The following is a 26,967-nucleotide window of genomic DNA, read 5'->3' on the forward strand; positions in this document are numbered from 1 at the left end:
GGAGTCGAGTCCCCCAGTGCGTGGGTGTGGGGGTGCGCAATCACCCCCACAGACAGAGGCTTTTGACCCTAAACCAATCCATCCCAAGCCGAATCTTCCCAACTAGCTTGCTGATTGCTGGATGACTGCTGTTCCAGACTGCGATCGCTCCATAAGGAAAACCGCCAGTCCCTTAGAAACCAGCGGTTTTAGACGCAGTAAGGAGGTATTGCTCGCCTAGCTTAGGTGCCCGGCGATCGCGGCCTCTACAAACTTAAGGAGGCGTTCAGGATCAAACGCTGACCAGACCACCAGCAGCTTGCAACCGAGCACGGGCCCGACGATAGGCTTGCGTGGCTTGAAACTTCCCTTGGCGATCGTCTTCTTTGACCGCTTTCAAGCGCTCATCCGCCTGACTGAAGGCAGCACGAGCTTCTTCAAGGTCGATCTTGTCGCCCCGCTCAGCAGCGTTGACCAACACCGTAACTTCGTTGTTTTCAACTTCAGCGAAGCCGCCCAGAACAGCGATCGAAAGCCATTCTTTGTCAGAGCGCACCCGCAACACACCAGTGTCTAGGGCAGAAAGCAACGGTGCGTGACCCGGCAAAATGCCGAGCTGCCCAGTGGTACTAGGCAGAATGACTTCTTGTGCAGGCGCGTCCCAAACCGTTCGGTCGGGAGCAATGACGCGGACAGTCAGGCTCATGGTCGCGGAGATTTAGGGACAAAAACAGCGAGTAGGGCTGCGATCGCAACCCCACTCTGTCAGTCAGCAATTAGGCTTCGGCTTTCAGCTTGGCGCCTTTTTGGATCGCTTCTTCGATATCGCCGACCAAGTAGAAGGCCTGCTCAGGCAGGTCATCCAACTCACCGTCGAGGATGCGATTGAAGCCTTTGATCGTGTCTTCCAGCTTCACGTATTTGCCGGGCGAACCGGTGAACACTTCCGCCACGAAGAAGGGTTGCGACAAGAACTTCTCGATTTTGCGAGCCCGTGCCACAGTCTGACGGTCTTCTTCTGACAGCTCATCCAAGCCCAAGATCGCGATGATGTCTTGCAGCTCTTTGTAGCGTTGCAGGGTCGACTGAACCGCCCGCGCCGTCCGATAGTGCTCTTCACCGACGATCGAGGGTTGCAGCATCGTCGAGGTCGAATCCAACGGGTCAACCGCCGGATAGATCCCTTTCGAAGCCAGACCCCGTGACAACACAGTGGTGGCGTCCAAGTGAGCAAAGGTGGTCGCCGGCGCGGGGTCAGTCAAGTCATCCGCAGGGACGTAGACTGCTTGGATCGAGGTGATCGAACCTTCGAGGGTCGAGGTAATCCGCTCTTGCAGCTGACCCACGTCGGTACCCAAGGTCGGCTGATAGCCCACTGCCGAAGGCATCCGGCCTAGCAGTGCCGACACTTCTGAACCGGCTTGCACGAAGCGGAAGATGTTGTCGATGAACAACAACACGTCTTGCTTGTTGACGTCACGGAAGTGCTCCGCCATGGTCAACGCCGACAGACCGACGCGCATCCGAGCACCCGGCGGCTCGTTCATCTGACCGTAGACCAAGGCCACTTTCGAGTTGGCGATATTTTTCTCGTCGATAACGCCGGACTCTTTGAACTCTTGGTAGAGGTCGTTCCCTTCGCGGGTACGCTCGCCCACACCGCCAAACACGGACACACCGCCGTGCTCTTTAGCAATGTTATTGATCAACTCTTGGATCAAGACGGTTTTGCCGACACCAGCACCACCGAACAGACCGATTTTGCCGCCCTGACGATAGGGAGCCAGCAAGTCGATCACCTTAATACCGGTTTCGAAGACCTTAGGCTTGGTTTCCAAGTCGGTCAGCTTCGGAGCATCGCGGTGAATCGGCGAGGTTGTCGAAGCGTTGACAGGACCCAGTTCGTCAACGGGCTCACCGAGGACGTTGAAGATACGGCCAAGGGTGGCTTCACCCACCGGCACGCTGATCGGAGCGCCAGTGTCGATCACTTCCAAGCCACGCACCAAGCCGTCAGTGGTGCTCATCGAAACGGCACGAACCTTGCGATCGCCCAGAAGCTGTTGCACTTCGCAGGTCACCGACAGTTCTTGACCGGCTTCATTTTTGCCCTTGATAACGAGGGCGTTGTAAATCTGCGGCAGTTTGCCCGCAGGGAACTCTACGTCGACGACAGGGCCGATGACCTGACGGATGTAGCCAATATTTGTCTTCTCAGTGGTGGTGACCATGCTTGCGCGTTTCCAGATGAGTGCTTCGCGAGCGCGACAACTGCAGGAGGGCGATTTTGCCACTGTCCAGCGTATCACCGAAGGTCGCACCTTCCCGCAGCAAGATCCCCATTGCTTTGCGGTTGTTTTGGGGATTGAGTTCGGGAACCCGTACTGAGCCCAAGTTGCTCTTCCTAGAAGGCGGCCCGTACATTAGCACTCAGGCACTGGGAGTGCTAATCCATGCGGATTATCCCGGTTGCCATCTCCCTGTGATGACGTTTATCCAAAACTATGGCAGCTGTATCTCTGAGTGTTTCGACCGTGACGCCCTTGGGCGATCGCGTTTTCGTGAAAGTCGCTGAAGCTGAAGAAAAAACCGCTGGCGGCATCATTCTGCCCGACAACGCTAAAGAGAAGCCCCAAGTCGGCGAAATCGTGGCAGTTGGCCCTGGCAAACGCAACGACGACGGCAGCCGCCAAGCGCCTGAAGTCAAAATCGGCGACAAAGTTCTCTACTCCAAGTACGCCGGTACCGACATCAAACTCGGCAACGACGACTATGTGTTGCTGTCCGAGAAAGACATCTTGGCCGTTGTTGCCTAGGCTTTCTTCCTTTCACTGCCCTTCAGGACATTCCTTAAGAGATCACCATGGCTAAACGGATCATTTACAACGAAAACGCCCGTCGCGCCCTTGAAAAAGGCATCGACATTCTGGCGGAAGCCGTTGCAGTCACCCTCGGCCCCAAAGGTCGCAACGTCGTTCTTGAGAAAAAATTCGGCGCACCGCAAATCATCAATGACGGTGTGACGATCGCCAAAGAAATCGAACTGGAAGACCACATCGAAAACACTGGTGTGGCGCTGATTCGTCAAGCCGCTTCCAAAACCAACGACGCAGCCGGTGACGGCACCACCACCGCAACCGTCTTGGCTCACGCTGTGGTCAAAGAAGGTCTGCGCAACGTGGCAGCTGGCGCCAACGCCATCCTGCTGAAGCGCGGGATCGACAAAGCCACCAACTTCTTGGTTGACCAAATCAAGTCCCACGCTCGTCCGGTCGAAGACTCCAAGTCGATCGCCCAAGTCGGTGCAATCTCGGCTGGCAACGACTTTGAAGTTGGCCAGATGATCGCCGATGCCATGGACAAAGTGGGCAAAGAAGGTGTCATCTCCTTGGAAGAAGGCAAATCGATGACCACCGAACTGGAGGTCACCGAAGGGATGCGTTTCGACAAGGGCTACATCTCGCCCTACTTCGCCACCGACACCGAGCGGATGGAAGCCGTCTTCGACGAGCCCTTCATCTTGATCACCGATAAGAAAATCGGTCTGGTCCAAGACTTGGTGCCCGTGCTCGAGCAAGTCGCTCGCGCTGGTCGTCCGCTGGTGATCATCGCTGAGGACATCGAGAAAGAAGCGCTGGCAACCTTGGTCGTCAACCGTCTGCGCGGTGTTCTGAACGTTGCTGCGGTCAAAGCACCTGGTTTTGGCGATCGCCGTAAAGCCATGCTGGAAGACATCGCTGTCTTGACCGGCGGTCAACTGATCACCGAAGACGCAGGTCTGAAACTGGACACCACCAAGATCGACCAGCTGGGTAAAGCCCGCCGGATCACGATCACCAAAGACAACACCACGATCGTGGCTGAAGGCAACGAAGCTGCTGTCAAAGCACGCGTTGACCAAATCCGTCGCCAAATCGAAGAAACTGAGTCGTCCTACGACAAAGAGAAGCTGCAAGAGCGTCTTGCCAAGCTCTCCGGTGGCGTTGCTGTCGTCAAAGTTGGCGCTGCAACCGAAACCGAAATGAAAGACCGCAAACTGCGTCTGGAAGATGCGATCAACGCCACCAAAGCGGCGGTTGAAGAAGGCATCGTTCCTGGCGGCGGCACCACCTTGGCGCACCTCGCTCCTCAACTGGAAGAGTGGGCAACTGCCAACCTCAGCGGTGAAGAGCTGACCGGTGCTCAGATTGTGGCTCGTGCCCTGACGGCTCCGCTGAAGCGGATTGCTGAAAACGCTGGCCTCAACGGCGCTGTGATTGCTGAGCGCGTCAAGTCGCTGCCCTTCGATGAAGGTTACGACGCGGCCAACAACCAATTCGTGAACATGTTCACGGCTGGTATCGTTGACCCCGCCAAAGTGACCCGTAGCGCCCTGCAAAACGCGGCTTCGATCGCAGCTATGGTGCTGACCACCGAGTGCATCGTGGTCGACAAGCCCGAACCGAAGGAAAAAGCTCCGGCTGGTGCTGGCGGCGGCATGGGCGACTTCGACTACTAAGTCTCCCAGTTTTAAGACAGGCGGAGGGTTCTCCTCCGCTTGCGATCGCTCCTCAGGGTTTGCTCTGGGGAGCTTCTTGTTGGTTACAGCAGCGATCGCAACAGATCGGCGACCTGTTCAGCACTGTCTGCAACGTGGAGTTTGCCAGCGGCAGCTGCCATCTTCGGCAAGGGATTGGCGATCGCAGCCCCCAAGCGAGCCTGCAAAAGATCCAAGACCTGCTGCTGAAGCTGCTCCACCGTCAGGTCTGACTGAGGCACCAAGATTGCTGCTCCGGCCTCCGCAAAAATTCGGGCATTGAAGGTTTGGTGATCTTCGGCTGCAAATGGATAGGGAATCAGCAAGCTGGGCAGTCCGGCGGCGGCTAGCTCCGCCAAGCTGCCAGCACCGGCACGACTGATCGAAAAATCCGCTCGATTCAGGAGCGGCGCGACGTTATCGACAAACGGTAGTTCGATGTATTGCGGATGTTGCAGCTGACCGCGATCGGGGTCTTGTTGGCCGGTTAGATGCACAACCCACAGACCTGCTGTAAACCAAGCGGGAGCGGCTGCACGAACAAGACGATTAACTGCCACCGCGCCTTGGCTACCGCCCATCACCAGCACCACGGGCACATCATCCGGAATCGGTAGGCCATGCTGACTAGGCTGATAAAACTGCGATCGCAGGGGCGTTCCCACGACTTGCAGCGGTCGCCCCGGCAGATATTTCCCTGCTTCCGCAAAGCCAAGGGCAACGCGTCGGCAAAAACGGCTGAGTAGACGGGTTGTCTTCCCGGGCAGCGCATTGGACTCATGCAGGACCACGGGAATTCCCAAACTCCAAGCTGCGGCGATCGCAGGCCCCGCGATGTAGCCACCCGTCGTAAAGACGGCTTCGATCTGTTGTTGCTTCAGCAGTCGTCGTACTTGAAAAATCGCGCCAATTAAGCGCAACGCTGTTACAGGTCGCTGAATCCACGAGCCCTGAAAGCCACCAACGCGGATCGTATGCAGCGGATAGCGATCGCCGACCAACTGCGTCTCCAAGCGATCAGGTACCCCCAACCAATCAATCTTGGCTTCAGGTAAGGCTTCTGCCACGGCCAAAGCTGGAAAGACATGGCCACCAGTACCACTGGCAGCAAAGAGCAGGCGCGGTTCAGCAACAGACACAAGCCACCCTGACGTCAGAGAATCAGCGACTAGAATACCGTCAGGCCAACTGCCCTCCTTGCGACTAGGGTTCCTATGCTGCGATCTATTCGTCCGTTCTCGTTGGCACTCTTCGCAACACTCTTGCTTGGAGCAACACTCACTCCTGGTCGTGCCCAAACCCCAGCCGCAGCCAATACGGTGTTTCAAAGCTTGGCCGCAGCGGCAACTCGCCAAGATGCGAAGGCGATCGCCAACCTCTATTCCCCCAGTTTTCAGCCGCCCGACGGTCTCGATCGCATTGGCTACGACTCCGCGATGCAGCGCTTTTGGAAGCAATTTCCGGGCGCTCGCTACACCGTTCAAGTCCTCAATAGCCAGCCCAGCGGTTCTGGCTTGCAAGTCGAAACCCTAACCAAGATTGAGGGTCAACGGAAGCAAGGCGATCGCACCTTCAATTTGGCCTCGGAGATCAAGAGTCGTTGGCTGCTACAGGACGGTCGCCTGCAGCGCGAGGAAATTTTGAGCGAGCGCAGTCGCCTCAGCAGTGGTAGCAATCCGCCAGAGCTGACGGTGAACGCGCCAGCCACGGTACTGACTGGCGAAAACTTTTCCTTTGATGCCTACGTCGATGCACCTCTCAATGACGACCTACTCGTCGGTGGCGTCACTGAAGACCCAATTGAACTGCAACGGCTGCTTAATCCAACAGACTTTCGGCTCCAAGCCCTAACAGCAGGCGGTGTCTACAAGCAAGCACGGGCGCCCCAGCGTCCCGGCAACTTTTGGATTTCGGCGTTGGTCATCCGTCGGGATGGTCTCACCGTCGTCAGCGAACGCCTGCGAGTAGTTGATCGCACCCGTCCCAATCGCTAGCGGATGAAATGTGTAGAGGGGTTTGACAAAAGCTGTCACTTCAACTACATTAATAAATCGACGCGGGTTTGTAGCTCAGTGGATTAGAGCATTTGACTACGGATCAAAGGGTCGGGGGTTCGAATCCCTCCAAACCCGTCGCGCAAGAGCCTGTCTGAGCAATGTCTCAGGCAGGCTTTTGTTTCAGGCAGCTGCTGGCTACCGAGATGCCGCCGGAGCGATCGCCGGATGTGAGATCATAAGGCTGTCTTTGCAGCCGTGGCTGACTTGAGGCTCTGCCCACGTTTTGTCCTTGGCAGACTGCCCAACGCCTGCGAAGTTTTCTGCGACTTGAGAGCCGACGCTTGAATTCTTCTGCGCCTTTGCCGGAAACGGCTTTTTTGCGCCCGGATGGGAGTAACCGCGAAGCGATCGCGGCTGTGGCTCAACAGGCGCTTACCCAACTTTTGAATCACGGTAGCCAAGCGGCTCAGCGATCGCCCCTCCCCACTTGGCAGGGCCTTGAGCAGAATGTGGGAATTTCAGCGCAGTCTGTACCTCTGCCAGACTTGCTCAGCCAGCTAGAACCGCTGTTGGCTCAGGCTATGAATCCGGCTAACCCCGGCTACTTGGGGCATATGGATCCGGCAGCCAGCACTGCGTCAGTCATTGGCGACGCGATCGCGGCCTTACTCAACAACAATCTGCTCAGCGTCGAGATGTCGCCGAGTCTCTCGCGCTTAGAAACAACAGTTCTGCGGGAGTTGGCCCAACGCTTTGGCTTGGGGGATAAGGCTGGAGGATTGCTGCTGAGTGGCGGTAGCCTTGCCAATTTACAGGCGATCGCCTTAGCACGGAACTGGGCCTTGCAAGTGCAAGAAACAGGGCTAGCTGGTTTGGCTCAAAAGCCAGTGCTGTTTGCGTCCGAAGCCGCTCATACCTCGCTACAAAAGGCGGCAATGTTGCTGGGTTTGGGGAGCCAAGCCGTCATCCCAATCCCCACCGATCGCCGCGGTCGGATGCAGGTTGCAGCCCTAACAGAAGCGATCGCCTCTGCCCGCCGTCAAAGTCAGCGTCCTTTCTGCTTGGTTGCCACAGCTGGAACAACAGTGACGGGCAGCATTGATCCGTTACCGGAACTAGGCGCGATCGCCCGCGCTGAAGGGCTTTGGTTCCACGTTGATGCCTCCTATGGCGGAGCTGTGATCTTTTCGCCGCGATATCGCCAAAAGCTGCAGGGGATTGAGCAAGCCGATTCCGTCACTTTCAACCCGCAGAAGTGGCTCTGTGTCGCGAAAACCAGTGCTTCACTTCTGTTGCGCGACTGGTCAGTCTTAACGGAGCATTTCCGCATCGCGGCACCCTACATGGGCGAAGCGGACGACTTGATCAACCTTGGTGAAGTTTCTGTCCAAGGCACTCGACCAGCAGACATTCTCAAGCTCTGGCTGACGCTTCAACATTTTGGCGATCGCGGCTGTGAAGCCTTGGTTGACCACGGGATGCGGCTGGGTCGCAGCTTCGTCGCTGAATTACGCCAGCGTCCTCAGATTCAAGTGGCAACCCCACCGGATCTGAACATCCTCTGCTTCCGATTGGAGAGCGATCGTCTCACGGCTGAACTCCAGAAATCCCTATTGGATCAGCACTTCTTCTTATCACTACCTCGCTTCCGCGATCGCCTGTGGCTGAAGGCGGTGCTGGTCAATCCCTTCACGACCCATGAGCATGTGCGACAACTATTTGGCGTGATTGACGCCTTTTGCCGCGATCGCCAGATCCAGCCCGAGCCCCAAAGTCAAGATAACGGGATCACTTACTCACAGTCGTTATGAGTATGATATAAATGTTTACAGGGAACTCAATCGAACGAGTACCCATTGATATTTACCCGGAGCCGTGAGACTCATGACCGAAGGAGCCCTGCGCGTCGGCCAATTGGCCCCCGATTTTGAAGCGACTGCAGTCGTTGATCAGGAATTCCAAACGATCAAGCTGTCCAATTACCGGGGCAAATACGTCGTTCTGTTCTTCTATCCCCTCGACTTCACCTTTGTTTGCCCGACCGAAATCACTGCCTTTAGCGATCGCTACGCAGAATTTTCGGCCCTGAACACCGAAATCTTGGGTGTGTCGGTCGATAGCCAATTCAGCCACTTGGCTTGGATTCAAACCAGCCGTAAAGAAGGTGGTCTGGGCGACTTGGCTTACCCACTGGTTGCTGATCTCAAGAAAGAAATCAGCACCGCTTACAACGTGCTTGATCCTGCTGAAGGCATTGCTCTGCGCGGCCTGTTCATCATCGACAAAGACGGTGTTGTCCAGCACGCCACCATCAACAACTTGGGATTTGGTCGCAGCGTGGATGAAACCCTGCGCGTGCTGCAAGCAATCCAGTACGTTCAAAGCCACCCCGATGAAGTTTGCCCGGCTAACTGGCAGCCTGGCGCCGCGACGATGAACCCCGACCCTGTCAAGTCGAAAGAGTTCTTCGCTGCTGTCTAATTGGCACGGTTCCTCTTCACAACTTCAATCGATTGATTAAGGCAAGCATTTGGAGCTCCAGTCATTGGGGCTCCTTTTTTTGATGAAAAAAACCTGCATCACTTAATCAACGCCGCGGAGTCCTGCTCGGCCAGCATGCTAAAAGTGAAGAATTGTAAAGCTGCTGTTTGCATGAGCCCAGAGTCCAGCGACGGACATGATCTGCGGCGATCGTTTCGGGATCGCGAGGAGCTGATCGACTACCTGCGTCAGCAATTCCCCGAGGCTGCGGCCGTCGCCCCCCAGGTCAGCACCATGCGGGGCGGCTATCAGGCCGCGATCGCTCAGCTCGACGCGATCAATCCACTGCGCTATGGCAAAACTCGCAACTTTTTAGATGGAGCAGTGACGCGCCTGTCACCTTACATCCGCCACGGTGTCCTCAGCCTGGCAATAGTGCGCGATCGCGTCCTCAGTCAAATTCGCCAGCGCAGTGATGGCGAGAAACTGATTACCGAACTGGCTTGGCGCGACTACTGGCAGCGTCTCTACTGGGAATGGGGCGATCGCATTTGGCGCGATCGCGAACCCTACAAGACGGGATGGAATCTCGAACAGTACGGCGAGTCGCTGCCAACTGATCTGCAAGCTGCTGCGACAGGCTTAGCCTGCATGGATCGCTTCAGTCGCGAACTGCAAGCAACCGGCTACTTGCATAACCATGCCCGCATGTGGCTGGCGGCCTATCTGGTTCATTGGCGACGGATTCGCTGGCAGGCTGGTGCGCGCTGGTTTCTCCAGCATTTGCTCGATGGCGATCCGGCTAGCAACAACCTGTCCTGGCAATGGGTAGCCAGCACCTTTAGCACTAAGCCCTACTGGTTCAATCGCGAGAACTTACAACGATACAACGGCGATCGCGACTGTCAGGATTGCCCGAGTCGCGATCGCTGTCCTTTTGATGGCAGCTATGACGATCTTGCCGACCAACTCTTTCCTAATGCTGAATTCCGCGACCAACCCCGCCAAGGCGGACGTTGGCACCGCGATCGCTCCCACTCACGCCAGCGCTAAAGCATGAGCCAGCCCATTGTTTGGATCCATGGGGATGATCTCAGTCCCCAAAACCCTGCCCTTCTGCGCTATCCCCAAGCTCCAGCCTTGTGGGTCTGGGATGATCAGCTGCTCCAGGAGTGGCAGATCAGCTTGAAACGCATCGTCTTCATCTACGAGTGCCTGCTGGAGCTGCCGGTCACCATTCGGCGCGGTGATCCTGTCCAAGAACTCCAGCGCTTTGCCCAAACGCACGGGGCCGATCGCCTCGCCACAACCGATAGCCCCAGCCCGCGGTTCAACCAGATCGCCGATGCGATCGAAGCAGACTTGGATCTAGAAATCTGCGATGGCCCTGAGTTCGCTGCAATCGAGGGCTATGTCGATCTCAAACGCTTCTCCCGCTACTGGAAAACAGCTCAGCAGTGGGCGTTTGAACCAACGAGCAGGGACCACTAACCAGCGATCGCCAAGGTTATTGTCAGTTCCTACGAATCTACCTTGGACTTGTTAGGCGTCGCCCCGACAGAAGGCCGTGACTGGCGATCGGATAAGAGCGGCAAGCTCCGCCAGACTGGGTGTTGCTCAGTCCAACGATCGGCGATCGCATGGAGCAGCACGTAGAAGCAGGGAATGATCAGCAGCGTCAGCACCGTCGCCAGTGACAGTCCCGAAAAGACCACAATGCCCAAGGGCTGCAGGAACTCACTGCCCTGTCCCATGCCTAGTGCCAAAGGCAGCATCCCCAGCACCGTCGTCAAGGTCGTCATCAGCACTGGGCGCAACCGTTGGGGTGCGGCTTGCAGCATGGCTGAGCGGCGATCACAACCTTGCTCTTCCCGTAGTTGGTTGGCCAGTTCCACCAAGATGATTGCGTTGTTGACGACGATCCCGACCAGCAGCACCACCCCAACTACCACGGTCGCCCCGATCGCAGTGTTCGTGAAATACAGTCCCAGAATCCCGCCAGCTAAGGCCAAGGGCAATGTGAACATAATCACCAGCGGGTCAATCAGGGAGTTGTACTGCACCGCCATGACCACATAGACCAAGAAGGCCGCCAACGCTCCCAGAATCGGTAGACTCGCCTGCAACTGGCGGTTGCTCTCGGCGGCACTACTGGGTAACAGACTGACATTCGCGGGCAGATCCACTGTGGCAATCAAGCGTTCTGCTTCGGCAAGGGCAGCACTCAGGCTAGCGCCTTGGCTAAGGTTGCCGGCAATTTGGAAGACCTGCCGCTGATTAATCCGCTGAATTTCCGCGGGCGCTGTTCCCGTTTCCACGCGGGCAATATCATTCAGGCGAATCAAGGAGCCCGTATTGCCAAATAGCGGTAGTTGCAGCAACTGAGCTGGCGTATTGAGTGCCGTGTCAGCCACTTCCACCCGCACATCCACTAGGCGATCGCCTCGCTGTAGGCGTGTGGGAATTGACCCCTCGATCGCCGTCTGAATCGTGCTGCCGACGCGACTGGGATTAAGCCCCAAGGCTGCGGCTCGTTCGCGATCGAGCTGGATGCGCAATTCTGGCTCGCGGCGATCGCTATCCGGACGATAGCGGGCCAGTTGCGATTGCCCCAGAGCCTGCATGACTTGTTCCCCTGCGATCGCCAGCTGCTCGCGGTCATCACTCTGGAGAATGATGTCAATATCAGCCCCACGCAGGGGTGAGTTGTTAGTGATCAGACCCCGTACCGCGCCGGGCGTGACGCGCACCAGCGTATCAACCAGATTGAGTTGATTGAAAGCGGGGGTCAGCCGTTCCACAAAGCGATCGACATCGCTTCCCGGCTTCAAAGTGATCGTGCTGGAACTACGCAGGACATTGGTTGTGGTGTTGGCACCAAATAGCGACCCACCAATGGTGGTGAAGGCATAGTCCGTTTCTGGTTGTTCGAGGAGCAACTCTTCGATCGCTGTCATCACCCGCTGGTTATCCGCGAGCGGCGTTCCGGGTGGAAATTGCACAAACAGTTGCGCTTGGCCTGTATTGATTCGCGGCAAAATCTCCTGCGAGAGCTGCCCCAGCAACGAAGCACCACTCAGCCCCAAGATCAGAAAGGCGATCGCGATCGTACGCAGTGGTCGGGCGATCACCCGCCGGAGGAACTGACCATAGGCTGTTTGGAGCCGCGCAAACTGATGCTGAAAGGCCAACAACGGCGGCCAGCGATCGAGACCGCTGGTTTCCTTACGCGCCAAGAGGCGTGAGGCCAGCGCTGGCACCACGGTCAGCGCCACCAGAATCGAAGCAGCAACCGCAAAACTGATCGTCAGAATTAGTTCACTGAAGAGCAAAGAGATGAAGCCGCCCAGCATCAAAAAGGGCAGCACCGCCACCAAGTTGGTTGTCGTCGAGGCAATCAGCGCCGATTCCACCTTCTGGCTACTCTCGATCGCCCGCTTAATCACTTGACGTGGTGAAAGCAGGCTGCGGCTATCTCGCCCTGGCGTGATCCCAACGCCGTCTGCGATCGTTTCCAGCATCACGATCGAGTTATCGACGACGATGCCGACCCCCAGCGCTAACCCACCCAAGCTAAAGATGTTGAGCGAAAAGCCCGCCAAGCGCATCATCACGATCGCCGCCAGAGTTGCCAGCGGGATCGAGATCACGATGATCAGGGTTTGTCGCCACGATCCGAGGAACAGCAAGACTGCGAGGGCTGCAAGGACTGCACCCGCTAACCCAGAGCTGGTGACGTTGCCGATCGCGTTTTGAATAAAAATCGACTCGTCCAGCGTCGGTAACACCTGAATGCCTTGACCGAGGACTTGATTGGATTGGAGCTGACTCAAGCGCTGCTTAACTGCATCCACCACCGCGATCGTGTTGGCATCCGGCTGCTTCTGAACGCTCACTTTGACGGCTGGCTCGCCATTCAAGCTGACGAAAATACGCTGTTCGGCACTGCCATCAACCACCCGCGCAAAATCACGCAGCAGCAGCTGTTGAGACGGATCGGCTTCGCTGCCAGCCCGTTCAAAAGTCAGATCCAGAATGTCTTGCGCATTTTGAAAGCGCCCCGTCGTCCGAGTCAGAGGCTCCGCGCTGCCCAGCAGTCGCCCACCCGAAACATCTTGGTTACTCTCTTGCAGTTCATTGAGGACGTTATCAAGACCCAACCCTAAGGCTTGCAGGCGATCGGGATCGATCAAGACCCGCACTTCCTCTTCGAGACCGCCGGTAACATCAACCGCCGCCACCCCGGGCACTAAGGTTAGCTCGCGCGCGAGTTCTTCTTCAGCGAGGAGGCGTAACTCTTGCGGCGATCGCTCGGTGGAAGAGAGCGCAAATTCATAAACCGGCAACTGGGACGGATCGAACTTGAACAGTCGCGCATCTTCAATGCCTTCAGGCAGGCGCGATCGCGCTCGGTTAAAAGTAGCCGTCGCGTCGTTGAGGGCTTGGTCAATATTGCCACCCGGCTCAAAGAAGAGGTCAATGCTGACATCCCCTTCCCTCGTGCGCGAAAAGATTTGCACCACGCCTTCAGTAGCCGAGAGGGATTCTTCTAAGGGCTTGGTGACCTCCTCGACAGCAATTTCCGGTGCGAGACCCGGTGCACTGAGACGCACCCCAACGCGGGGATAGGTGATTGAAGGCAGCAGATCTACCTGCAGCCGGCTGACCAAGAAGAGCGCCACGACAATGGTGGCCACGGTCAGCATCAAGGTGCCAATGTGGCGACGAATCGAGAGGCCGCTGAGGCTGAGCTTTGGAGGGGGAGTTTGGCTCATCCGTCGAGGTCTCCGGGATTGGACAGAATGCTGAGACGCACTGGCTGGCCCGCTTTGAGCGGATTGGCGCTGCGGACAACGATTGTTTCACCCGCTTGTAAGCCGCTTTGAATCACGATGCGGCCATCCGCACGAGCCCCCAACTGCACCGATCGCGCTTCCGTAGTCGTGCGATCGCCTTGCTTCTTGAGGACAAAGACCGTGCCGCGATCGCCCGTCGGTGAAGCCTCACCAGTCGAAAGAGCCGTTTCTGGCACCACGATTGGGTCGGGAGCGGTCGTTGCGAGGGATACCCGTGCCAGCAGGCCGCTACCGATCCGGCCGTTGGGATTGGGCATGGTGATTTCCACCGGAATCAGGCGCGATCGCGGATCGGCGACAGGCGCAATTCGGCTGATTTGCCCCGTGAAAGTCTGTTTCGGGAAGGCATCCAGCCGCACTTGCACTGGCTGCCCAGCTCGCAGGTTTGCCAGCTCTAGCTCCGAGACCCGCACCACCACTTTGATGCGGCTAAAGTCGCCGATGGTGAGAATTTCATCACCCGCCCGAGCCAAGTTTCCCGTTTCTGTGCTGCGTTCCAGCACCAAACCCGTCACCGGTGCGATCAGCTGTGTGAAGTTGCGACGGGCTTGCTCTTGGCTGGCGATCGCCTGTTGCGCGACCACGCGCCGCTCTGCGGCTGCCACGGCTTGCTGGCGAGTTTGCACCTGCTGTTGCGCGGTACGGACAGCTTGTTCAGCAGTTAGGACTGCAGTCTGGGCAGTCTCTGCTTCCTGAGCCGAAATCGCACCTGCCTGAAAGAGCCGCGTCAGGCGGGCTGCATCCGAGCGGGCCTGCTGGAGCTGGAGTCGAGCTTGTTCAACCGCTGCGTTCGCAGCGATCACTTCTGCTCGCTGACTTGCAACTTCTGATTGACGAGCCGCTACCTCTGCTGCCGCTGCGACCACCGCCGTACTCTGCAAGCGATCATCAAGGCGAGCCAGCAACTGTCCCGCTTGAACAGCATCTCCCACATCCACCGACAGACCGATTACCTGTCCTTCCACCTGCGCGCGCAGCGACACAGACTGAAAAGGCTCCGTCGTCCCGGTGTAGCGTGTCGCCTCCTGCAAGGGCTGCCGTTCCACCACCACCGCATCCACTGCTGTCACAGGCGATCGCAGTTGATCCCGACTGGTTTGTGCAGATCCCGGCGGCAGTAGCCGACAGCCTGACGTAGTGAGGGCCACCAGCAAGCAGGCCAGCCCAAGACGAGAACGGGAGTGAGCAAAAACGGTCATGAGGACAGGGTGAGAAGGATGGGAGACACAGACTTGCAAAATCTCTTTACAGTCTGCATGAGACAAGCAGATGTCGGAGCAAAGCAAGTGCGCTAGCACACATCACTCAGTGCACTCGTCCACCTTGCGATCGCAGACTTCTACAAGAGTGACGATGATTCCAATGCGTCTGACGCCAAAAAATTGAAAATGTTTCAGCAGTTTAAACATCACTACTGATAGCAATCGCTGACTTCACCCAAGTCTCTCAAGCATAATGACTACAGATGAATTCACTATTAAATTAACGATAGCGATAGGAATAAAGGTAAAAATCAGCGATTTTTGACTGAGAATCTTGCAAACCAATTATTTTTATAGCTATCAACGCAAAGATACAAAAACTCTAAAGGCGGACTGTATGAGAGAAGCTGAAAACTAAAATCATGCGATCAGATCACTTAACCGAGCTGGATTTTTGCACACAGTCCTGAACTTATGGCCATGTTCTATCGCAGACAGGGCTGACTTTGGAGGGAATGCTTCCGTTTTTGTCCTCACTGAGTCGCTGTCCGCAAGAGCCCTTAATCACACTTGCGGCCATCCCAAGTGCCGCTGTTGATGCCGCCGCTGTGTATGACCTCAACACAACGACGACCAGGGAGCTGAGCATGTTCTAGGATCAACACCCGTCGTCCTTGAGGCGCATTCTGCAGATCCACATTGCCGCTGATCTGAAAAATCGCCACGTTGTCGCCAACCAAAGTGCTATCGGGATCGATCCGCAGTGCGGAGGAGATAGTGGCAAAGTTCAAGGAACCGCCTGCCCAGCAATCGCTAGGCTGAATGGTGACTACTGATCCCGTCAGGGAAAAGCGGCAATCGCGATCGCGCAGTTGAGCACTTTGTCGAAGTATCCGCAGTATTTGCTCAGTGGTTGAAATGGCTTGATCCATCTGAGCCTGTTGCTGAATTCGCAGCACCGTAGGGAGCATCAGAGCCGCCGCCCCAATCATCGCGATCGCCCAGCTAATTGCTTGACGAGGACTCAGCATGGAGGGCTGCCGACGGTTAGGCAACAGCGTCATAACAGCCAATCTCTTAGGAAAGTTGAGCGAACAAAATGAATGACATCTTTTATGCCTAGTCTCGCTCCCCAGCATCAGACTTCGGCTGTGGACTGGGAGCGTGATGATTCAACATGGGGCAAGAGCCTAGCACTTCAATCGACCTTTGACAATCCGACAAGCAACCACCAGCTAAGCATCTTGGGGCAGTCCGGTTACTTCTGAATGCTCAACCTCTACTTTGCCCCGAAAGACAACGTAGTTGTAGATGTTATAGAACAACATGATAGGAATCAAAAAACCAATAAAAACAATCATGAAGACTAGAGCACTCGGCGAAGCAGCTGCTTCATAGATAGTGATACTGGGCGGGATTACATAGGGAAAAACAAGCAAACCCAGACCAATAAAAGTCAAGATAAACAATAAAACAGTCCAAACAAAGGGAGCGACTTCTTTCCGTTTTTGGAGACTTTGCCACAGCGCAATAATCAGAAGGACACCGAGAATGGGAATGAGTGTAAAGCCATAGATGAATGGCACTTGAAAAAGGCGATCGCGGGCACTTTCCGAGATAAATGGTGTAGTCGCAGTAATTGCGATCGCACCGATAAGAGTGGTAATGGCAGCTAGCTTGGCTGTCTTGAAGTGTGTCTCCTGTAGACTGCCTGCTGTTCGCATAATTAAGTAGGTCGAGCCAATCAGTACATAGGCTTGAATCAACGTCAGGCTAACCAGCAAGCTATGCCAGTTCAGCCAGTCCCAAAGACCACCGATATAATGGCCACTGACATCTGTTTGGATGCCTGTCAAGACACTGCCCAGCGCGAAGCCTTGAGCAAGAGCAGCCAGAAAACTACCACTCCCAAAGGCCACATTCCAGAAGCGCTTATTCTCGGCATTTTCCCGAAATTCAAAGGCAACCGCCCGCAGAATCAAGCCAAAAATCATTAGGAAAATCGGCAGATAAAGCGCGTTGAGAATCGTGCCATAGGCCAACGGGAAAGCTCCAAACAAGGCACCGCCCATCAAAACTAGCCAAGTTTCATTGGCATCCCAGATGTTGCCAAGACTGGTCATCAAAATTGTGCGGCGGTTCTCACTGCTGGCCGTCAGCGAGAGAATGCCAACGCCTAGGTCAAAGCCATCAAGAACAACATAGAGAAACAGGAATAGCGCCAGAATGACAAACCAAACCTGAGGAAGAAAATGCAGCAGGGCATCCATGGGCGATCGCTCACAACCAACAGCAAATGACTGAAAACTAAGACTCGGCGGCAGCCGTCACTGGTGCTGCAGTTTCAGGAAGCGGTAATTGGCGGTTTGGTCCCTTGATCAAAATACGGCGACCGAAATAGAGCGCCGTCACAAAGAGCACGCTGTAGAGCAGCAAAAAGGTTCCGAGAGAAGAGGCAACGGCTCCGGCAGGAACATTGGAGGCAGCATCCAGCGTTCGCAACTGGCCGTAGACGAGCCAAGGCTGACGACCCACACAACGGACAATCCAGCCCGATTCAACAGCAATGTAGCCCAAGGGCGCAGCCAACACCCAGCCCCAGAGCAGCCAGCGTTGGTTGGTGAGATTGCCGCGCAACCATTGGGTAATGGTCAGAAACATCAAGCCAGCGAGGGCAAAGCCAATGCCGACCATGGCCCGAAAGGCGTAAAAAACTAGGCCGACCATGCTGGGGCGATCGCGCGGCTCCCACTCTGATAAGCCCTTGAGCGGACGGCTGAGGCGTGGCTGAAATTCCAGAATCCAGCCTAACGCCTGCGGAACTTCTAGTGACCAGCGATTGGTTTCAGCCTTGGTATCCGGCCAAGCCAAGATGCTCCACGGTGCAGCTTCACCGGCAGGGATCGTTTCCCACTGCGCTTCCATTGCTGCCAGTTTTGTCGGCTGATATTCCCAGACTTGCTCGCCACTGAGGTGACCGACCCAGATTTGGAGTGGGGCGATCGCGATCAATGCTGAAAGGACGATCACAAAGGAGCGACGGAAAAAGTCACTTTCGCGATCGCGCAGCAGGTACCAAGCGCTGATGCCACCGACCATAAACAGCGAAGTCTCCAAAGTTGCGAGGAACATATGGGAGACGCTGACCGCCATGAAGGGATTGAAGATGATCCGGAAGTAGTCGAGCACCTGGAAGTGACCATCCTGAAGCACGGTTCCAGCCGGTGTTTGCATCCAAGAGTTGGCCGCCAAAATCCAGAAGGTCGAGAGGTTTGCCCCAAACGCCACCATGATCGTGGCGAGGTAGTGGATCACAGGCGGCACGCGATTCCAGCCAAACAGCATGATCCCCAAGAAGCCCGCTTCCAACATGAAGGCCATCGCACCTTCAAAGCCGAGAATGCTGCCGAAGAAATCACCGACCGCTTCTGAGAAGGGCGCCCAGTTGGTTCCAAACTGAAATTCCATCGGCAGCCCCGAGGCAACACCAATCCCAAAGTTGAGGACGTAGAGTTTGGCCCAAAAACGAGCGTGATGGTAATAATCCGGGTTGCGCGTCCGTAGCCACAGACCCTCCACAATCACCAAAAAAATGGCCAAGCCTGTCGTCAATACCGGCCAGAGCATGTGAAAAATGGCGGTGACAGCAAACTGCAATCGAGAGAGCGTGGCGGTGTCGGCAAGCCAAGACATAAGGCTGGGGGGCGATCGTGCCCCCATTGTGACGATATTTTTCTCTGGAGTTCTAGAAAATCTGCATTCCCTGACCTCCTGCCTCAGTCCAAGCGATCGCCCCAACCTTGAACATCCCGAGGCGGCTGGGCTGTGACGCTGCACCGTCTCTTGGTGGTCTTACCCAGTGCGTTGATTGCCGCGCGATCGCGGCGACAGGTGCGCGAAGCTTTGCAGGCCCAAGGATTTGAAGTGCTGCTGCCTCGCTGTCGGGAGCCGCACGAGATTTCAGCTCTAATCCGATCACACTCAGCAGTCGAAGGGCTGGTGACAGCGACGGATCCAGAAACCGTCAGTGCGGTTCTCATGGTTTGGCCTAGCGATCGCCCTTGGTTGCTGCTGCCATTGGGAAGCGATCGCCAGCTCTGCGAGGAGTTGCAGCTCTGGAGCAACTGGCAAACCGCGATCGCACAATTGAGGCGAGCTTCAAGCAGCTCAATTCCAGTTGGCCTCGTGGACGATCGCCCCTTTCTGGGCAGCCTGAAGCTGGGACTATCACAACCGATGGCAGGCTTACACCAGCAATGGCGCCAGTATCCCTGGCAGTCAGAAGCTGTAAGAGCTGCGCTGAAGTTGTCTTGGTTGGGGCAGCGCTTTCAGGTAGAGGGAAAAACCGCTTCGCAACAGTGGAGCTGGCGCACCACCCAACTGCAGATCGCCTGTGGGCGCGATCGCCGCTTCTGGCTCAGTCACTGGGAGACCGAGCGATCGCGCCGGCCCGGAGACCCTTGGCCATCGCCAACTCGGCAGCAAGTTGAGGCTCCGCTGCAAATCCAGGCACATCCCAGCCAACCGCTCTGGTACCTCGGGCAGCGTCTTCCCGATGGACCTTGGCACCTTCAGCACCGTCCCCAGTCCCAAGTTCTGTTTGCACCTCCTGCCGTTAATCCCAAGGCTGTTCGCTGATGTCTGCTCTTCTTCGTGCCCGACTAGTGGAAATTGAGAAGGAACTCCGCTCCTACGACTATCCGGGCTGGGAAGTACAGCGCTATCAAGACGACGAACAAATTCGGATTCATGCTGTGCTGGAAAGCGATCGCACCCTGACTGAAGCAGAGTTCGTCCTGCTGTTGGATGCTGTGGACGATCGCCCCGACAGCGCCGAGTGTTTTTATGCCGACTACAGCAGCGATCGTGAGGTGACGATCAGCGGCGATTTTGAGCTGGTGCTCGAGATTTTCCGGCAGATGCTCAATGAGCAATTTCAGGTTTGGACTGGCAGTCTGCAGCCGTTGACGTCTCTGTTTGCTAGGGCAATGGCAGAAACGGAAACAGACTTTTCGCCGCTTTGAGAACCCCGAGGAAGAACGCCAGTTCTCGCACTGATGGGTTGAGTCCTCTGACGGGGTCGGGGTCAGTCTGCAAGCGCTGCTGCAAGATGGTGTATTCCTCTGGCGTCAGGGGGCGACCATCGAGAGGCGATCGCCCGTCCAAAATGATTTCTTGGCGCAGTACCTCTTCTGGCAGATCCAGGAGAGTCTCTGCCGCAATGGCCGATTGGAGGCTTAAAATCAGCCCCCCAGCAAGGAGCAGTTGGCTGCGCATTGGGGCAACTTAGCAAACGCTTGGGTTCACTTTGCCATAGTCCAACCGCAGCGATCGGCGGCTGAAGCTACCGTCTAACACCGCTCAGCCGTGCTTTTCAGCCCCGCCGTAAGATGGGAAGGTTACCGCCACGCGATCGCTCATTCATGTTTGACGCTCTTGCCGAACGCCTAGAACAAGCCTGGACTAAGCTCCGGGGCCAGGACAAAATCAGCGAATCAAACGTCCAAGAGGCGCTCAAAGAAGTCCGGCGCGCCCTGCTCGAAGCGGACGTCAACCTCGGCGTTGTCAAAGAATTTATTGCTCAAGTCCAAGAAAAAGCGGTCGGGACGCAGGTCATCAGCGGGATTCGGCCCGACCAACAGTTCATCAAGGTCGTCTACGACGAGCTGGTGCAGGTCATGGGCGAAACCCATGTCCCGCTGGCCCAAGCCGCCAAAGCCCCAACCGTCATTCTGATGGCCGGTCTCCAGGGTGCGGGTAAAACGACCGCCACGGCGAAGCTGGCACTACATCTGCGCAAGGAAGGGCGATCGACCCTGTTGGTGGCCACGGACGTCTATCGTCCGGCAGCGATCGACCAGTTGATCACACTGGGCAAACAGATCGATGTGCCCGTATTTGAACTCGGCAGCGACGCCAATCCGGTTGAGATTGCTCGCCAAGGTGTCGAAAAAGCGCGGCAAGAGGGCATTGACACCGTCATCGTCGATACGGCAGGCCGACTCCAGATCGACACGGAAATGATGGAGGAGCTGGCCCAAGTTAAAGAGGCGATCGCGCCCCACGAAGTGCTGCTGGTCGTCGACTCGATGATTGGCCAAGAAGCCGCTAGCCTGACCCGCAGCTTCCACGAACGGATTGGGATCACCGGCGCCATCCTGACCAAGTTGGATGGTGATAGCCGCGGTGGGGCAGCCCTCTCGATTCGCCGCGTTTCCGGTCAGCCGATCAAATTTGTCGGTCTGGGCGAAAAAGTTGAAGCCCTGCAGCCTTTCCATCCTGAGCGGATGGCCTCGCGCATCCTCGGCATGGGCGACGTGCTGACCTTGGTCGAAAAAGCCCAAGAAGAAATCGACTTGGCCGATGTCGAAAAAATGCAGGAGAAAATCCTGGCGGCCAAATTCGACTTCACTGACTTCCTTAAGCAAATGCGCTTGCTGAAGAACATGGGGTCATTGGCGGGCTTCGTCAAATTGATTCCGGGTCTTGGCGGCAAAATCAACGACGAGCAACTGCGTCAGGGCGAGCGTCAACTCAAGCGCGTTGAAGCGATGATCGGCTCGATGACGCCGCAGGAGCGTCGCGATCCAGACCTGTTGGCAAATTCCCCCAGCCGCCGCCACCGCATTGCTAAAGGTTGCGGTCAAACCGAAGCCGAAATCCGCCAAATCATCCAGCAATTCCAACAGATGCGTACGATGATGCAGCAGATGAGCCAAGGCGGCTTCCCCGGCGGTGGCATGGGAATGCCCGGTTTTGGCGGTGGCATGCCCGGATTGGGTGGCGGTGCGCCTGCACCTCAGCCCGGTTTCCGGGGCTATGGCCCTCCGAAAAAGCAAAAGAAAGGCGGCAAAAAGAAAAAGGGCTTTGGCCTGTAGTCCGCGATTGTCCTTTGGCTCTTGGTTGCCAGCCATGGTAATTTGAGAGATTGTCGGCTATCTCTAGCCATCCTCAGTTGATGTCACTCATCAGAGCATTCGCATGATCAAACTGCGTCTCAAGCGCTTCGGTAAGAAACGGGAAGTCAGCTACCGTATCGTGGCGACCAACAGCACCTCTCGTCGTGATGGTGCACCTTTGGAAGAACTCGGTTTCTACAACCCCCGCACCAACGAAACTCGTCTGGATGTGCCGGCGATCGTTCGTCGTCTGCAACAAGGGGCTCAACCCACCGAGACGGTGCGCAGCATCTTGACCAAAGCCCAAATTTTTGAACAGCTGAAGGCCTAAGGTTTTGTCGCAGGCTTCTGCCGATCGACCGGACTACGTCGGGCTTGTTCGCCATTTGCTAGAGCCTCTCTTAGAGCCGGGGGAGTCGTTGCGCTTGGATTGCGAAGTGACGCAAGCGGGCCAGCGGGTTCTGTTGCGTTTGGCTGCAGCCGACACCAGCATGCCTCGGATTTTGGGGCGCGGAGGGCGCAACCTCCAAGCCGTGCGAGCCATCCTCAGTGCCACAGCTGAATTAGCGGGTCAGCAGATCCACTTGGAAGTTTTAGGGCAAGCTCGCCACACAGAACGACCGCAGCGCCGAGACCGCGATCCGGTAGAATAGTGATTCTGCAAGTCTCGAAGTTCGACATTTAGCTTTTATTCGGGAGGTGATTACCAAGCGTGGCTGAAGTCCGTCTAGGCGAAAACGAAACGATCGAGTCAGCACTTCGTCGTTTCAAGAAGAAAATCCAGAAAGCTGGCATTCTTCCCGAAGTCCGTCGACGCGAGCACTACGAAAAGCCGAGCCAACGTCGCAAGCGCAAGCTCGAGGCCTCTCGTCGTCGTCGTCGCTAATTGCTAGCTGGGGTGCCGCCTTTCTGATCCGAAGCGGCATCCACTGACAGAATTTTGAGTTTTAGCTTGAGGGTTGAGATGCACTCTGTGCGTGCGATCGCCCATTTACTGAGAGGTGGGCTCTGAATGGAGTCGACCTCGATTTTTTTACCGAGCTTGGAAAGCGCGATCGCCCTGAGCGGCGAAGGGCAAGCCAATCTCAAATTGCTAGCTCGCCAAACGGGTGCAGATATCGTTTTGCGGGGTCAAGAATTGGTGCTGCGCGGCACCGAAACCCAGGTTCGACTCTGCGGGCAATTAGTTGCTGCTTTGGAAGCCCTCTGGTCTGAGGGGCGCGCGATCGCGGAAGTCGATATCTTGACTGCGCGACAGGCGATCGATACCCAGCGTCAGCCGGAACTGTTGGCCATGCGCGAAGACGTGCTGGCACGAACCCGCCGGGGCGAAGTGATTCGGGCGCGCACCTTTCGCCAGCAACGCTACATCCAAGCGATGCGCAAGCAAACGCTGACCTTTGGGCTAGGGCCAGCGGGAACCGGCAAAACCTTTCTGGCCGCTGTCGTCGCTGTGCAATCGCTGCTAGAAAACCAATGCGAGCGGCTGATTCTGACGCGGCCTGCCGTAGAAGCCGGCGAACGCTTGGGCTTTCTCCCCGGTGATCTGCAGCAGAAAATCGATCCCTATCTGCGGCCGCTCTACGACGCCCTCCACGAATTGGTAGAACCGGAGCGGATTTCGGCGCTGATGGAGCGTGGGGTGATTGAAGTTGCACCGCTGGCCTACATGCGGGGGCGCACCCTCAACCGCGCTTTTGTGATTTTGGATGAAGCCCAAAACACGACGCCCGCCCAGATGAAAATGATGCTGACGCGGATTGGTTTTGGCTCCAAGCTGGTGGTGACAGGCGACCCTAGTCAGACCGATTTGCCGCCCTCTGTTCCCTCAGGCTTGGCCTTAGCCGAACGAATCTTGGGCAATGTTGAAGGCATCGCCTTTTGCAAGCTCGGTCGGCAGGATGTGGTGCGTCATCCCTTAGTGCAGCGCATCGTTGAAGCCTATGAGCGCTTTGAAGCCCAGAGCGGCGGTACCTGAAAGCTAAGTTTCTGCTCAAAGCTGCTTTTTCTGCGAAATGTAACCCCAATGGGGGCGATCGCGGACACTATAAGGACGCATCGAAATCCACATGTCTGGTCTCAGTGACTTCTACACAGAAATCCTGAACATTGGTGCAGGACTTTCAGTTACGTGAATCGTTAGAGAAATTTCAAAACGCGACGGTCAAGACTATTACGCCAATTTCTCAGGGTATTCAGCTCATAACATCAGGCTCAGACTGGAAGTTTGCCAATGAGGGCGAGCTAGAGCGGTTGGTCTGGGCTTGTCTGCCACATTTTTTAGATTGCCAACCGCTTCAGCGACAATTTCGAGTCAGCAATCAGTGCTGCGACATTTTGGCGGTCAGTCAACAGCGGCTAACGGTCATTGAACTAAAAGTCGCGGAAGATCGCTATTTGATTCCACAACTGACTCGTTACTTTGATGCGTTGCGGGAAGAACAGCCGTTTACCGACCAAATTGACTATCAGCGATCGATTCGATTGATTGCGATCGCACCCAGCTATCACGCCGACAACTTCACTGACATTCGCTATAGTCAGCTTTCTTTTGAGCTGTATCAATATCAAATTCGACAACATCGGCAAAAACATTATCTAACGCTGCTCAATCTCGAGACTCAGGAACAGCGGCATCAAGAAATTCCTGTTTTACAGTTACCGAGTAATCCAGCCGATCTGCCTGACCCGCCGCGTCTGATGCAGAACTGGATCAAACGCTGTACCCCAGAACAAGCAGCTAGTCTCCTACAGCTCCGCGCCAAGATTCTCAAATTTGATCCTCGCATTCAAGAAACAATTCAGGATCGCGGCATTTATTATGGCAAAGGCAAAAAATATCTAGCAGAATTACGGACCGATCCAGCTCGAGAATTTTGTATTTTCTTTTGGATACCCGATCGCTCCTACTATGGTGGGCAAGTCAGGCGAATCCGTTATTGGACAAACTGGCTAACAGCAGGTTATTGGGGACCTTGCAACTCTGGCTTCAAACTGAGTGTCAACTGGGGAGGTGGCTCATATAGTCGAGCGAAAGCTCCTAGACTTCAGCAATCTCTTGAAGTGCTAACGGATAAAGCACTCAAACATTGGCTAGAGCGAATGAATTGAAAGCAATCACCTGACATCAACGCAGCGATCGCTCTAAGCCGCGATCGCATTGTTACGGCGATCGCCCACGACTACTTCGCGGATGAAACGAACCAAGGCTTTCTGGGCAAGACCGGTCACGACTTGCTGGCCCATCTGCTGCACTTCGGGACGACCGAGAACGGGAATCAAGGGAATGAACTTTTGCGGTTCAAACCGTTGCCCTTGTTGCAAGAGCGAGAGAACGCGCAGCAACGGCTGTAAATCAGCCAAGGTGCTGTCTGGCTCAGGATCAAGGCCTAAGCGCTGGCGGATCTGATTGCGCAGCAGAGGCAATGCTCCTCGACCGAGACGATCGAGACTGTTCACCAATTCTTCCACCAGGCGATCGCGCAGATCCTGGCCGGATTCACTCAGCAGAAAATCGACAGTCTGCTGGATCAGCTGTTCGCTATCGTAATCGGTGCTATTGCTGGCATTGCGCAGCAAGTTCTCCAGCCGATTCCAGCGCAGCTGGCCGCCATTGAACAGCAATTCGCGCAGTGAAGACCGCAACTGAGGCGAGGGATCCGTCAGGATCTGGCGAGCAATGAAAGGATAGGCCTTGCTCAGCACCTTGAAGTTGGGATCGACATTGATGGCAATTCCTTCCAAAGTGACGAGCGATCGAATGATCAGGGCGTAATAAGCCGGTACGCGGAACGGGTAGTCGTACATCACCTGCGAGAGCTGATCGGTGATGCTCTTGAAGTTCAAGTCAGCGACGCTTGCGCCCATCGCATCTTTGAAGACGCCAGCCAAGGCCGGAATGATCGGTGTCAAGTCCGTGTCGGGCGTTAAGAACTCCAGATTGACGTAGTCGCGTGCCAGCCCTTGGAAGTCTCGGTTGACGAGGTGAACGACCGCTTCAATCAGGCCGTAGCGCTGATAGTTTTCGACTTGGCTCATCATGCCGAAATCGAGATAGGCCAACTGGCCATCTGGGGTGGCTAGCAGGTTGCCCGGATGGGGATCGGCGTGGAAAAAGCCATATTCCAGCAACTGCCGCAGCGAGCACTGCACGCCTCGCTCGATCAGATAAGCCGGATCAATCCCTTGGTTGCGGATCGCTTGCAGCTCCGTCAGCTTGGTGCCTTGGATCCACTCCATTGTCAGCACACGACGACTGGTGTATTGGCGATAGATACAGGGAACGTAGATGTCAGGCAGTTGACCGTAGAGGCGGGCGAAGCGTTCGGCGTTATCGGCTTCTTGGCGATAGTCCAGCTCTTCGAAAATGCGCAGGCCAAATTCGTCCGCGATCGCCACCAGATTGCTTTTGACACGACGCACATTGCGCATCGCCCAAGCGGCAAGGCCGCGCAGGATATAGAGATCGAGGGCGATCCGCTCGGCTAAGCCGGGACGTTGGACTTTGACAGCGACTTCTTCGCCCGATCGCAGTCGACCGCGATAAACCTGCCCAAGGCTGGCCGCCGAAACCGGATTCTCACTCAGCTCCGCAAAAATTTCTTCGGGGGGCGCGCCCAGTTCCGCCTCAATAAATTCAAAGGCGATCGCGTTCGGAAATGCAGGCAGTTGATCCTGCAGGCGTGTCAGTTCTTCCAGATAGGCCGGTGGCACGAGATCCGGACGGGTTGAGAGAGCCTGACCCACTTTGATGAAGGCAGGACCCAGTTCCGTCAGCAGATCGCGCAGTTGCACCGCACGTTGGACTTGATTGCGGCGGGCTGCACCTGTGCGGCCATCAAACCACAGGCCAAAGATGAAGCCCAGCAAGGGCCAAAAGATTTCGAGGAAGCGGCTCCAGACGACAAAAGGTCGGTTGAGGTAGTAGCGCGCGATCGCTTCTGGGTCGTAGACCAGACTGCCGTCTTCTGTCATCAGACGGCGGGCAATTGGAACCCCATGCATGGCAATCACCGGACGCAGAAGACTTGAAGTATT

Annotated in this window: 26 protein-coding genes and 1 tRNA gene; 17 read left to right on the forward strand and 10 right to left on the reverse strand. The window is 56.0% G+C overall.

The genetic code is table 11. The features are described 5' to 3' along the window. Positions 1–271: 271 nt before the first annotated feature. Positions 272–685: an ATP synthase F1 subunit epsilon gene (gene atpC / locus DOP62_RS06975; RefSeq protein ID WP_208676119.1), complete on the reverse strand. Its 414-nt coding sequence runs from the start codon at positions 683–685 to the stop codon at positions 272–274. 70 nt (positions 686–755) lie between these two features. Next, positions 756–2,210, reverse strand: coding sequence for a F0F1 ATP synthase subunit beta (gene atpD, locus DOP62_RS06980; RefSeq protein WP_208676116.1), 1,455 nt, complete (start codon positions 2,208–2,210; stop codon positions 756–758). A gap of 16 nt (positions 2,211–2,226) precedes the next feature. Between atpD and DOP62_RS06985 the strand changes: the two genes are divergently transcribed. The 3 genes from DOP62_RS06985 to groL all read left to right on the forward strand — a co-directional run bounded on the left by DOP62_RS06985 (position 2,227) and on the right by groL (position 4,477). Next, on the forward strand, positions 2,227–2,367 hold the full coding sequence (locus DOP62_RS06985; RefSeq protein ID WP_208676114.1) for a hypothetical protein: 141 nt from the start codon (positions 2,227–2,229) through the stop codon (positions 2,365–2,367). 116 nt (positions 2,368–2,483) lie between these two features. Next, positions 2,484–2,795: a co-chaperone GroES gene (groES, locus tag DOP62_RS06990; RefSeq protein WP_011244098.1), complete on the forward strand. Its 312-nt coding sequence runs from the start codon at positions 2,484–2,486 to the stop codon at positions 2,793–2,795. A gap of 47 nt (positions 2,796–2,842) precedes the next feature. Further along, the gene (gene groL / locus DOP62_RS06995; RefSeq protein WP_208676112.1) at positions 2,843–4,477 is read left to right on the forward strand and encodes a chaperonin GroEL; all 1,635 of its coding nucleotides are present in this window, start codon (positions 2,843–2,845) and stop codon (positions 4,475–4,477) included. An 83-nt stretch (positions 4,478–4,560) separates the two neighbouring features. Here the strand turns inward: groL and murG are convergent, their stop codons facing one another. Further along, entirely contained in the window at positions 4,561–5,634 is a 1,074-nt protein-coding gene (murG, locus tag DOP62_RS07000) for an undecaprenyldiphospho-muramoylpentapeptide beta-N-acetylglucosaminyltransferase (RefSeq protein WP_208676110.1), read from the reverse strand. 75 nt (positions 5,635–5,709) lie between these two features. Between murG and DOP62_RS07005 the strand changes: the two genes are divergently transcribed. From DOP62_RS07005 to DOP62_RS07030, 6 genes are all read left to right on the forward strand, one after another. Further along, positions 5,710–6,489 carry a hypothetical protein gene (locus DOP62_RS07005; protein WP_208676108.1) on the forward strand — a complete coding sequence of 260 codons (780 nt, stop codon included), beginning with the start codon at positions 5,710–5,712 and terminating at the stop codon, positions 6,487–6,489. 64 nt (positions 6,490–6,553) lie between these two features. After that, a tRNA-Arg gene (locus DOP62_RS07010) sits at positions 6,554–6,627 on the forward strand. 206 nt (positions 6,628–6,833) lie between these two features. Further along, the gene (locus tag DOP62_RS07015; RefSeq protein WP_208676106.1) at positions 6,834–8,303 is read left to right on the forward strand and encodes a pyridoxal phosphate-dependent decarboxylase family protein; all 1,470 of its coding nucleotides are present in this window, start codon (positions 6,834–6,836) and stop codon (positions 8,301–8,303) included. Positions 8,304–8,376: 73 nt separating this feature from the next. Beyond that, a complete protein-coding gene (locus tag DOP62_RS07020; RefSeq protein WP_208676104.1) occupies positions 8,377–8,973 on the forward strand; it encodes a peroxiredoxin in 597 nt (198 codons plus the stop codon). Between the two features lie 171 nt (positions 8,974–9,144). After that, positions 9,145–10,026 carry an FAD-binding domain-containing protein gene (locus tag DOP62_RS07025; RefSeq protein ID WP_208676102.1) on the forward strand — a complete coding sequence of 294 codons (882 nt, stop codon included), beginning with the start codon at positions 9,145–9,147 and terminating at the stop codon, positions 10,024–10,026. Positions 10,027–10,029: 3 nt separating this feature from the next. Continuing rightward, positions 10,030–10,464: a hypothetical protein gene (locus tag DOP62_RS07030; RefSeq protein ID WP_208676100.1), complete on the forward strand. Its 435-nt coding sequence runs from the start codon at positions 10,030–10,032 to the stop codon at positions 10,462–10,464. 29 nt (positions 10,465–10,493) lie between these two features. Here DOP62_RS07030 and DOP62_RS07035 read toward each other — a convergent pair whose 3' ends face one another. The 5 genes from DOP62_RS07035 to DOP62_RS07055 all read right to left on the reverse strand — a co-directional run bounded on the left by DOP62_RS07035 (position 10,494) and on the right by DOP62_RS07055 (position 18,724). After that, positions 10,494–13,748 (reverse strand): efflux RND transporter permease subunit, encoded by a 3,255-nt coding sequence (locus DOP62_RS07035; RefSeq protein WP_208676098.1) that lies wholly within the window; start codon positions 13,746–13,748, stop codon positions 10,494–10,496. After that, the gene (locus tag DOP62_RS07040) at positions 13,745–15,028 is read right to left on the reverse strand and encodes an efflux RND transporter periplasmic adaptor subunit (RefSeq protein WP_208676096.1); all 1,284 of its coding nucleotides are present in this window, start codon (positions 15,026–15,028) and stop codon (positions 13,745–13,747) included. The genes DOP62_RS07035 and DOP62_RS07040 overlap by 4 nt, the downstream gene beginning before the upstream one ends. 563 nt (positions 15,029–15,591) lie before the next feature. Then, complete coding sequence (locus DOP62_RS07045; RefSeq protein WP_208676094.1) at positions 15,592–16,095, reverse strand: hypothetical protein; 504 nt, start codon at positions 16,093–16,095, stop codon at positions 15,592–15,594. 171 nt (positions 16,096–16,266) lie between these two features. Further along, positions 16,267–17,301, reverse strand: coding sequence for a cytochrome d ubiquinol oxidase subunit II (cydB, locus tag DOP62_RS07050; protein WP_208676092.1), 1,035 nt, complete (start codon positions 17,299–17,301; stop codon positions 16,267–16,269). A 37-nt stretch (positions 17,302–17,338) separates the two neighbouring features. Further along, positions 17,339–18,724, reverse strand: a complete 1,386-nt coding sequence (locus DOP62_RS07055) for a cytochrome ubiquinol oxidase subunit I (protein ID WP_208676090.1) — start codon at positions 18,722–18,724, stop codon at positions 17,339–17,341. Positions 18,725–18,856: 132 nt separating this feature from the next. Here DOP62_RS07055 and DOP62_RS07060 point away from each other — a divergent pair, with 132 nt between their 5' ends. Then, complete coding sequence (locus DOP62_RS07060; protein ID WP_208676088.1) at positions 18,857–19,669, forward strand: hypothetical protein; 813 nt, start codon at positions 18,857–18,859, stop codon at positions 19,667–19,669. Then, a complete protein-coding gene (locus DOP62_RS07065; protein WP_208676086.1) occupies positions 19,669–20,055 on the forward strand; it encodes a hypothetical protein in 387 nt (128 codons plus the stop codon). The genes DOP62_RS07060 and DOP62_RS07065 overlap by 1 nt, the downstream gene beginning before the upstream one ends. Here DOP62_RS07065 and DOP62_RS07070 read toward each other — a convergent pair. Continuing rightward, positions 20,012–20,308 (reverse strand): hypothetical protein, encoded by a 297-nt coding sequence (locus DOP62_RS07070; protein WP_208676084.1) that lies wholly within the window; start codon positions 20,306–20,308, stop codon positions 20,012–20,014. The genes DOP62_RS07065 and DOP62_RS07070 overlap by 44 nt on opposite strands. A 146-nt stretch (positions 20,309–20,454) precedes the next feature. On the opposite strand from DOP62_RS07070, the gene ffh reads away from it, so the two are divergent. The 6 genes from ffh to DOP62_RS07100 all read left to right on the forward strand — a co-directional run bounded on the left by ffh (position 20,455) and on the right by DOP62_RS07100 (position 25,041). Next, the gene (gene ffh, locus DOP62_RS07075) at positions 20,455–21,909 is read left to right on the forward strand and encodes a signal recognition particle protein (protein ID WP_208676082.1); all 1,455 of its coding nucleotides are present in this window, start codon (positions 20,455–20,457) and stop codon (positions 21,907–21,909) included. 103 nt (positions 21,910–22,012) lie between these two features. Beyond that, the gene (rpsP, locus tag DOP62_RS07080; RefSeq protein ID WP_208676080.1) at positions 22,013–22,261 is read left to right on the forward strand and encodes a 30S ribosomal protein S16; all 249 of its coding nucleotides are present in this window, start codon (positions 22,013–22,015) and stop codon (positions 22,259–22,261) included. A 4-nt stretch (positions 22,262–22,265) separates the two neighbouring features. Then, the gene (locus DOP62_RS07085) at positions 22,266–22,583 is read left to right on the forward strand and encodes a KH domain-containing protein (protein ID WP_370538759.1); all 318 of its coding nucleotides are present in this window, start codon (positions 22,266–22,268) and stop codon (positions 22,581–22,583) included. A gap of 59 nt (positions 22,584–22,642) precedes the next feature. Next, complete coding sequence (rpsU, locus tag DOP62_RS07090) at positions 22,643–22,816, forward strand: 30S ribosomal protein S21 (RefSeq protein WP_011244628.1); 174 nt, start codon at positions 22,643–22,645, stop codon at positions 22,814–22,816. Between the two features lie 126 nt (positions 22,817–22,942). Continuing rightward, positions 22,943–23,908 (forward strand): PhoH family protein, encoded by a 966-nt coding sequence (locus DOP62_RS07095; RefSeq protein WP_208676076.1) that lies wholly within the window; start codon positions 22,943–22,945, stop codon positions 23,906–23,908. 134 nt (positions 23,909–24,042) lie between these two features. Continuing rightward, on the forward strand, positions 24,043–25,041 hold the full coding sequence (locus DOP62_RS07100) for a hypothetical protein (RefSeq protein ID WP_261790076.1): 999 nt from the start codon (positions 24,043–24,045) through the stop codon (positions 25,039–25,041). 33 nt (positions 25,042–25,074) lie between these two features. Here DOP62_RS07100 and DOP62_RS07105 read toward each other — a convergent pair whose 3' ends face one another. Further along, positions 25,075–26,934 carry an ABC1 kinase family protein gene (locus DOP62_RS07105; RefSeq protein ID WP_208676074.1) on the reverse strand — a complete coding sequence of 620 codons (1,860 nt, stop codon included), beginning with the start codon at positions 26,932–26,934 and terminating at the stop codon, positions 25,075–25,077. Positions 26,935–26,967 lie beyond the last annotated feature (33 nt).

Origin of the sequence: Synechococcus elongatus PCC 11801 (assembly GCF_003846445.2) — a bacterium.
In the GTDB taxonomy this organism is placed as follows: Bacteria; Cyanobacteriota; Cyanobacteriia; order Synechococcales; family Synechococcaceae; genus Synechococcus; species Synechococcus elongatus_A.

What these genes read in the sequence shown, in the direction of transcription:
- DOP62_RS07095 (WP_208676076.1), top strand. Translation starts at nt 22,943, where the DNA reads ATGGAGTCGACCTCGATTTTTTTACCGAGCTTGGAAAGCGCGATCGCC.
- groES (WP_011244098.1), top strand. Translation starts at nt 2,484, where the DNA reads ATGGCAGCTGTATCTCTGAGTGTTTCGACCGTGACGCCCTTGGGCGAT.
- DOP62_RS07005 (WP_208676108.1), top strand. Translation starts at nt 5,710, where the DNA reads ATGCTGCGATCTATTCGTCCGTTCTCGTTGGCACTCTTCGCAACACTC.
- atpC (WP_208676119.1), bottom strand. Translation starts at nt 685, where the DNA reads ATGAGCCTGACTGTCCGCGTCATTGCTCCCGACCGAACGGTTTGGGAC.
- DOP62_RS07025 (WP_208676102.1), top strand. Translation starts at nt 9,145, where the DNA reads ATGAGCCCAGAGTCCAGCGACGGACATGATCTGCGGCGATCGTTTCGG.
- DOP62_RS07055 (WP_208676090.1), bottom strand. Translation starts at nt 18,724, where the DNA reads ATGTCTTGGCTTGCCGACACCGCCACGCTCTCTCGATTGCAGTTTGCT.
- cydB (WP_208676092.1), bottom strand. Translation starts at nt 17,301, where the DNA reads ATGGATGCCCTGCTGCATTTTCTTCCTCAGGTTTGGTTTGTCATTCTG.
- DOP62_RS07040 (WP_208676096.1), bottom strand. Translation starts at nt 15,028, where the DNA reads ATGACCGTTTTTGCTCACTCCCGTTCTCGTCTTGGGCTGGCCTGCTTG.
- groL (WP_208676112.1), top strand. Translation starts at nt 2,843, where the DNA reads ATGGCTAAACGGATCATTTACAACGAAAACGCCCGTCGCGCCCTTGAA.
- DOP62_RS06985 (WP_208676114.1), top strand. Translation starts at nt 2,227, where the DNA reads ATGAGTGCTTCGCGAGCGCGACAACTGCAGGAGGGCGATTTTGCCACT.
- DOP62_RS07065 (WP_208676086.1), top strand. Translation starts at nt 19,669, where the DNA reads ATGTCTGCTCTTCTTCGTGCCCGACTAGTGGAAATTGAGAAGGAACTC.
- DOP62_RS07020 (WP_208676104.1), top strand. Translation starts at nt 8,377, where the DNA reads ATGACCGAAGGAGCCCTGCGCGTCGGCCAATTGGCCCCCGATTTTGAA.
- DOP62_RS07105 (WP_208676074.1), bottom strand. Translation starts at nt 26,934, where the DNA reads ATGCATGGGGTTCCAATTGCCCGCCGTCTGATGACAGAAGACGGCAGT.
- DOP62_RS07070 (WP_208676084.1), bottom strand. Translation starts at nt 20,308, where the DNA reads ATGCGCAGCCAACTGCTCCTTGCTGGGGGGCTGATTTTAAGCCTCCAA.
- ffh (WP_208676082.1), top strand. Translation starts at nt 20,455, where the DNA reads ATGTTTGACGCTCTTGCCGAACGCCTAGAACAAGCCTGGACTAAGCTC.
- DOP62_RS07035 (WP_208676098.1), bottom strand. Translation starts at nt 13,748, where the DNA reads ATGAGCCAAACTCCCCCTCCAAAGCTCAGCCTCAGCGGCCTCTCGATT.
- rpsP (WP_208676080.1), top strand. Translation starts at nt 22,013, where the DNA reads ATGATCAAACTGCGTCTCAAGCGCTTCGGTAAGAAACGGGAAGTCAGC.
- DOP62_RS07045 (WP_208676094.1), bottom strand. Translation starts at nt 16,095, where the DNA reads ATGACGCTGTTGCCTAACCGTCGGCAGCCCTCCATGCTGAGTCCTCGT.
- DOP62_RS07030 (WP_208676100.1), top strand. Translation starts at nt 10,030, where the DNA reads ATGAGCCAGCCCATTGTTTGGATCCATGGGGATGATCTCAGTCCCCAA.
- atpD (WP_208676116.1), bottom strand. Translation starts at nt 2,210, where the DNA reads ATGGTCACCACCACTGAGAAGACAAATATTGGCTACATCCGTCAGGTC.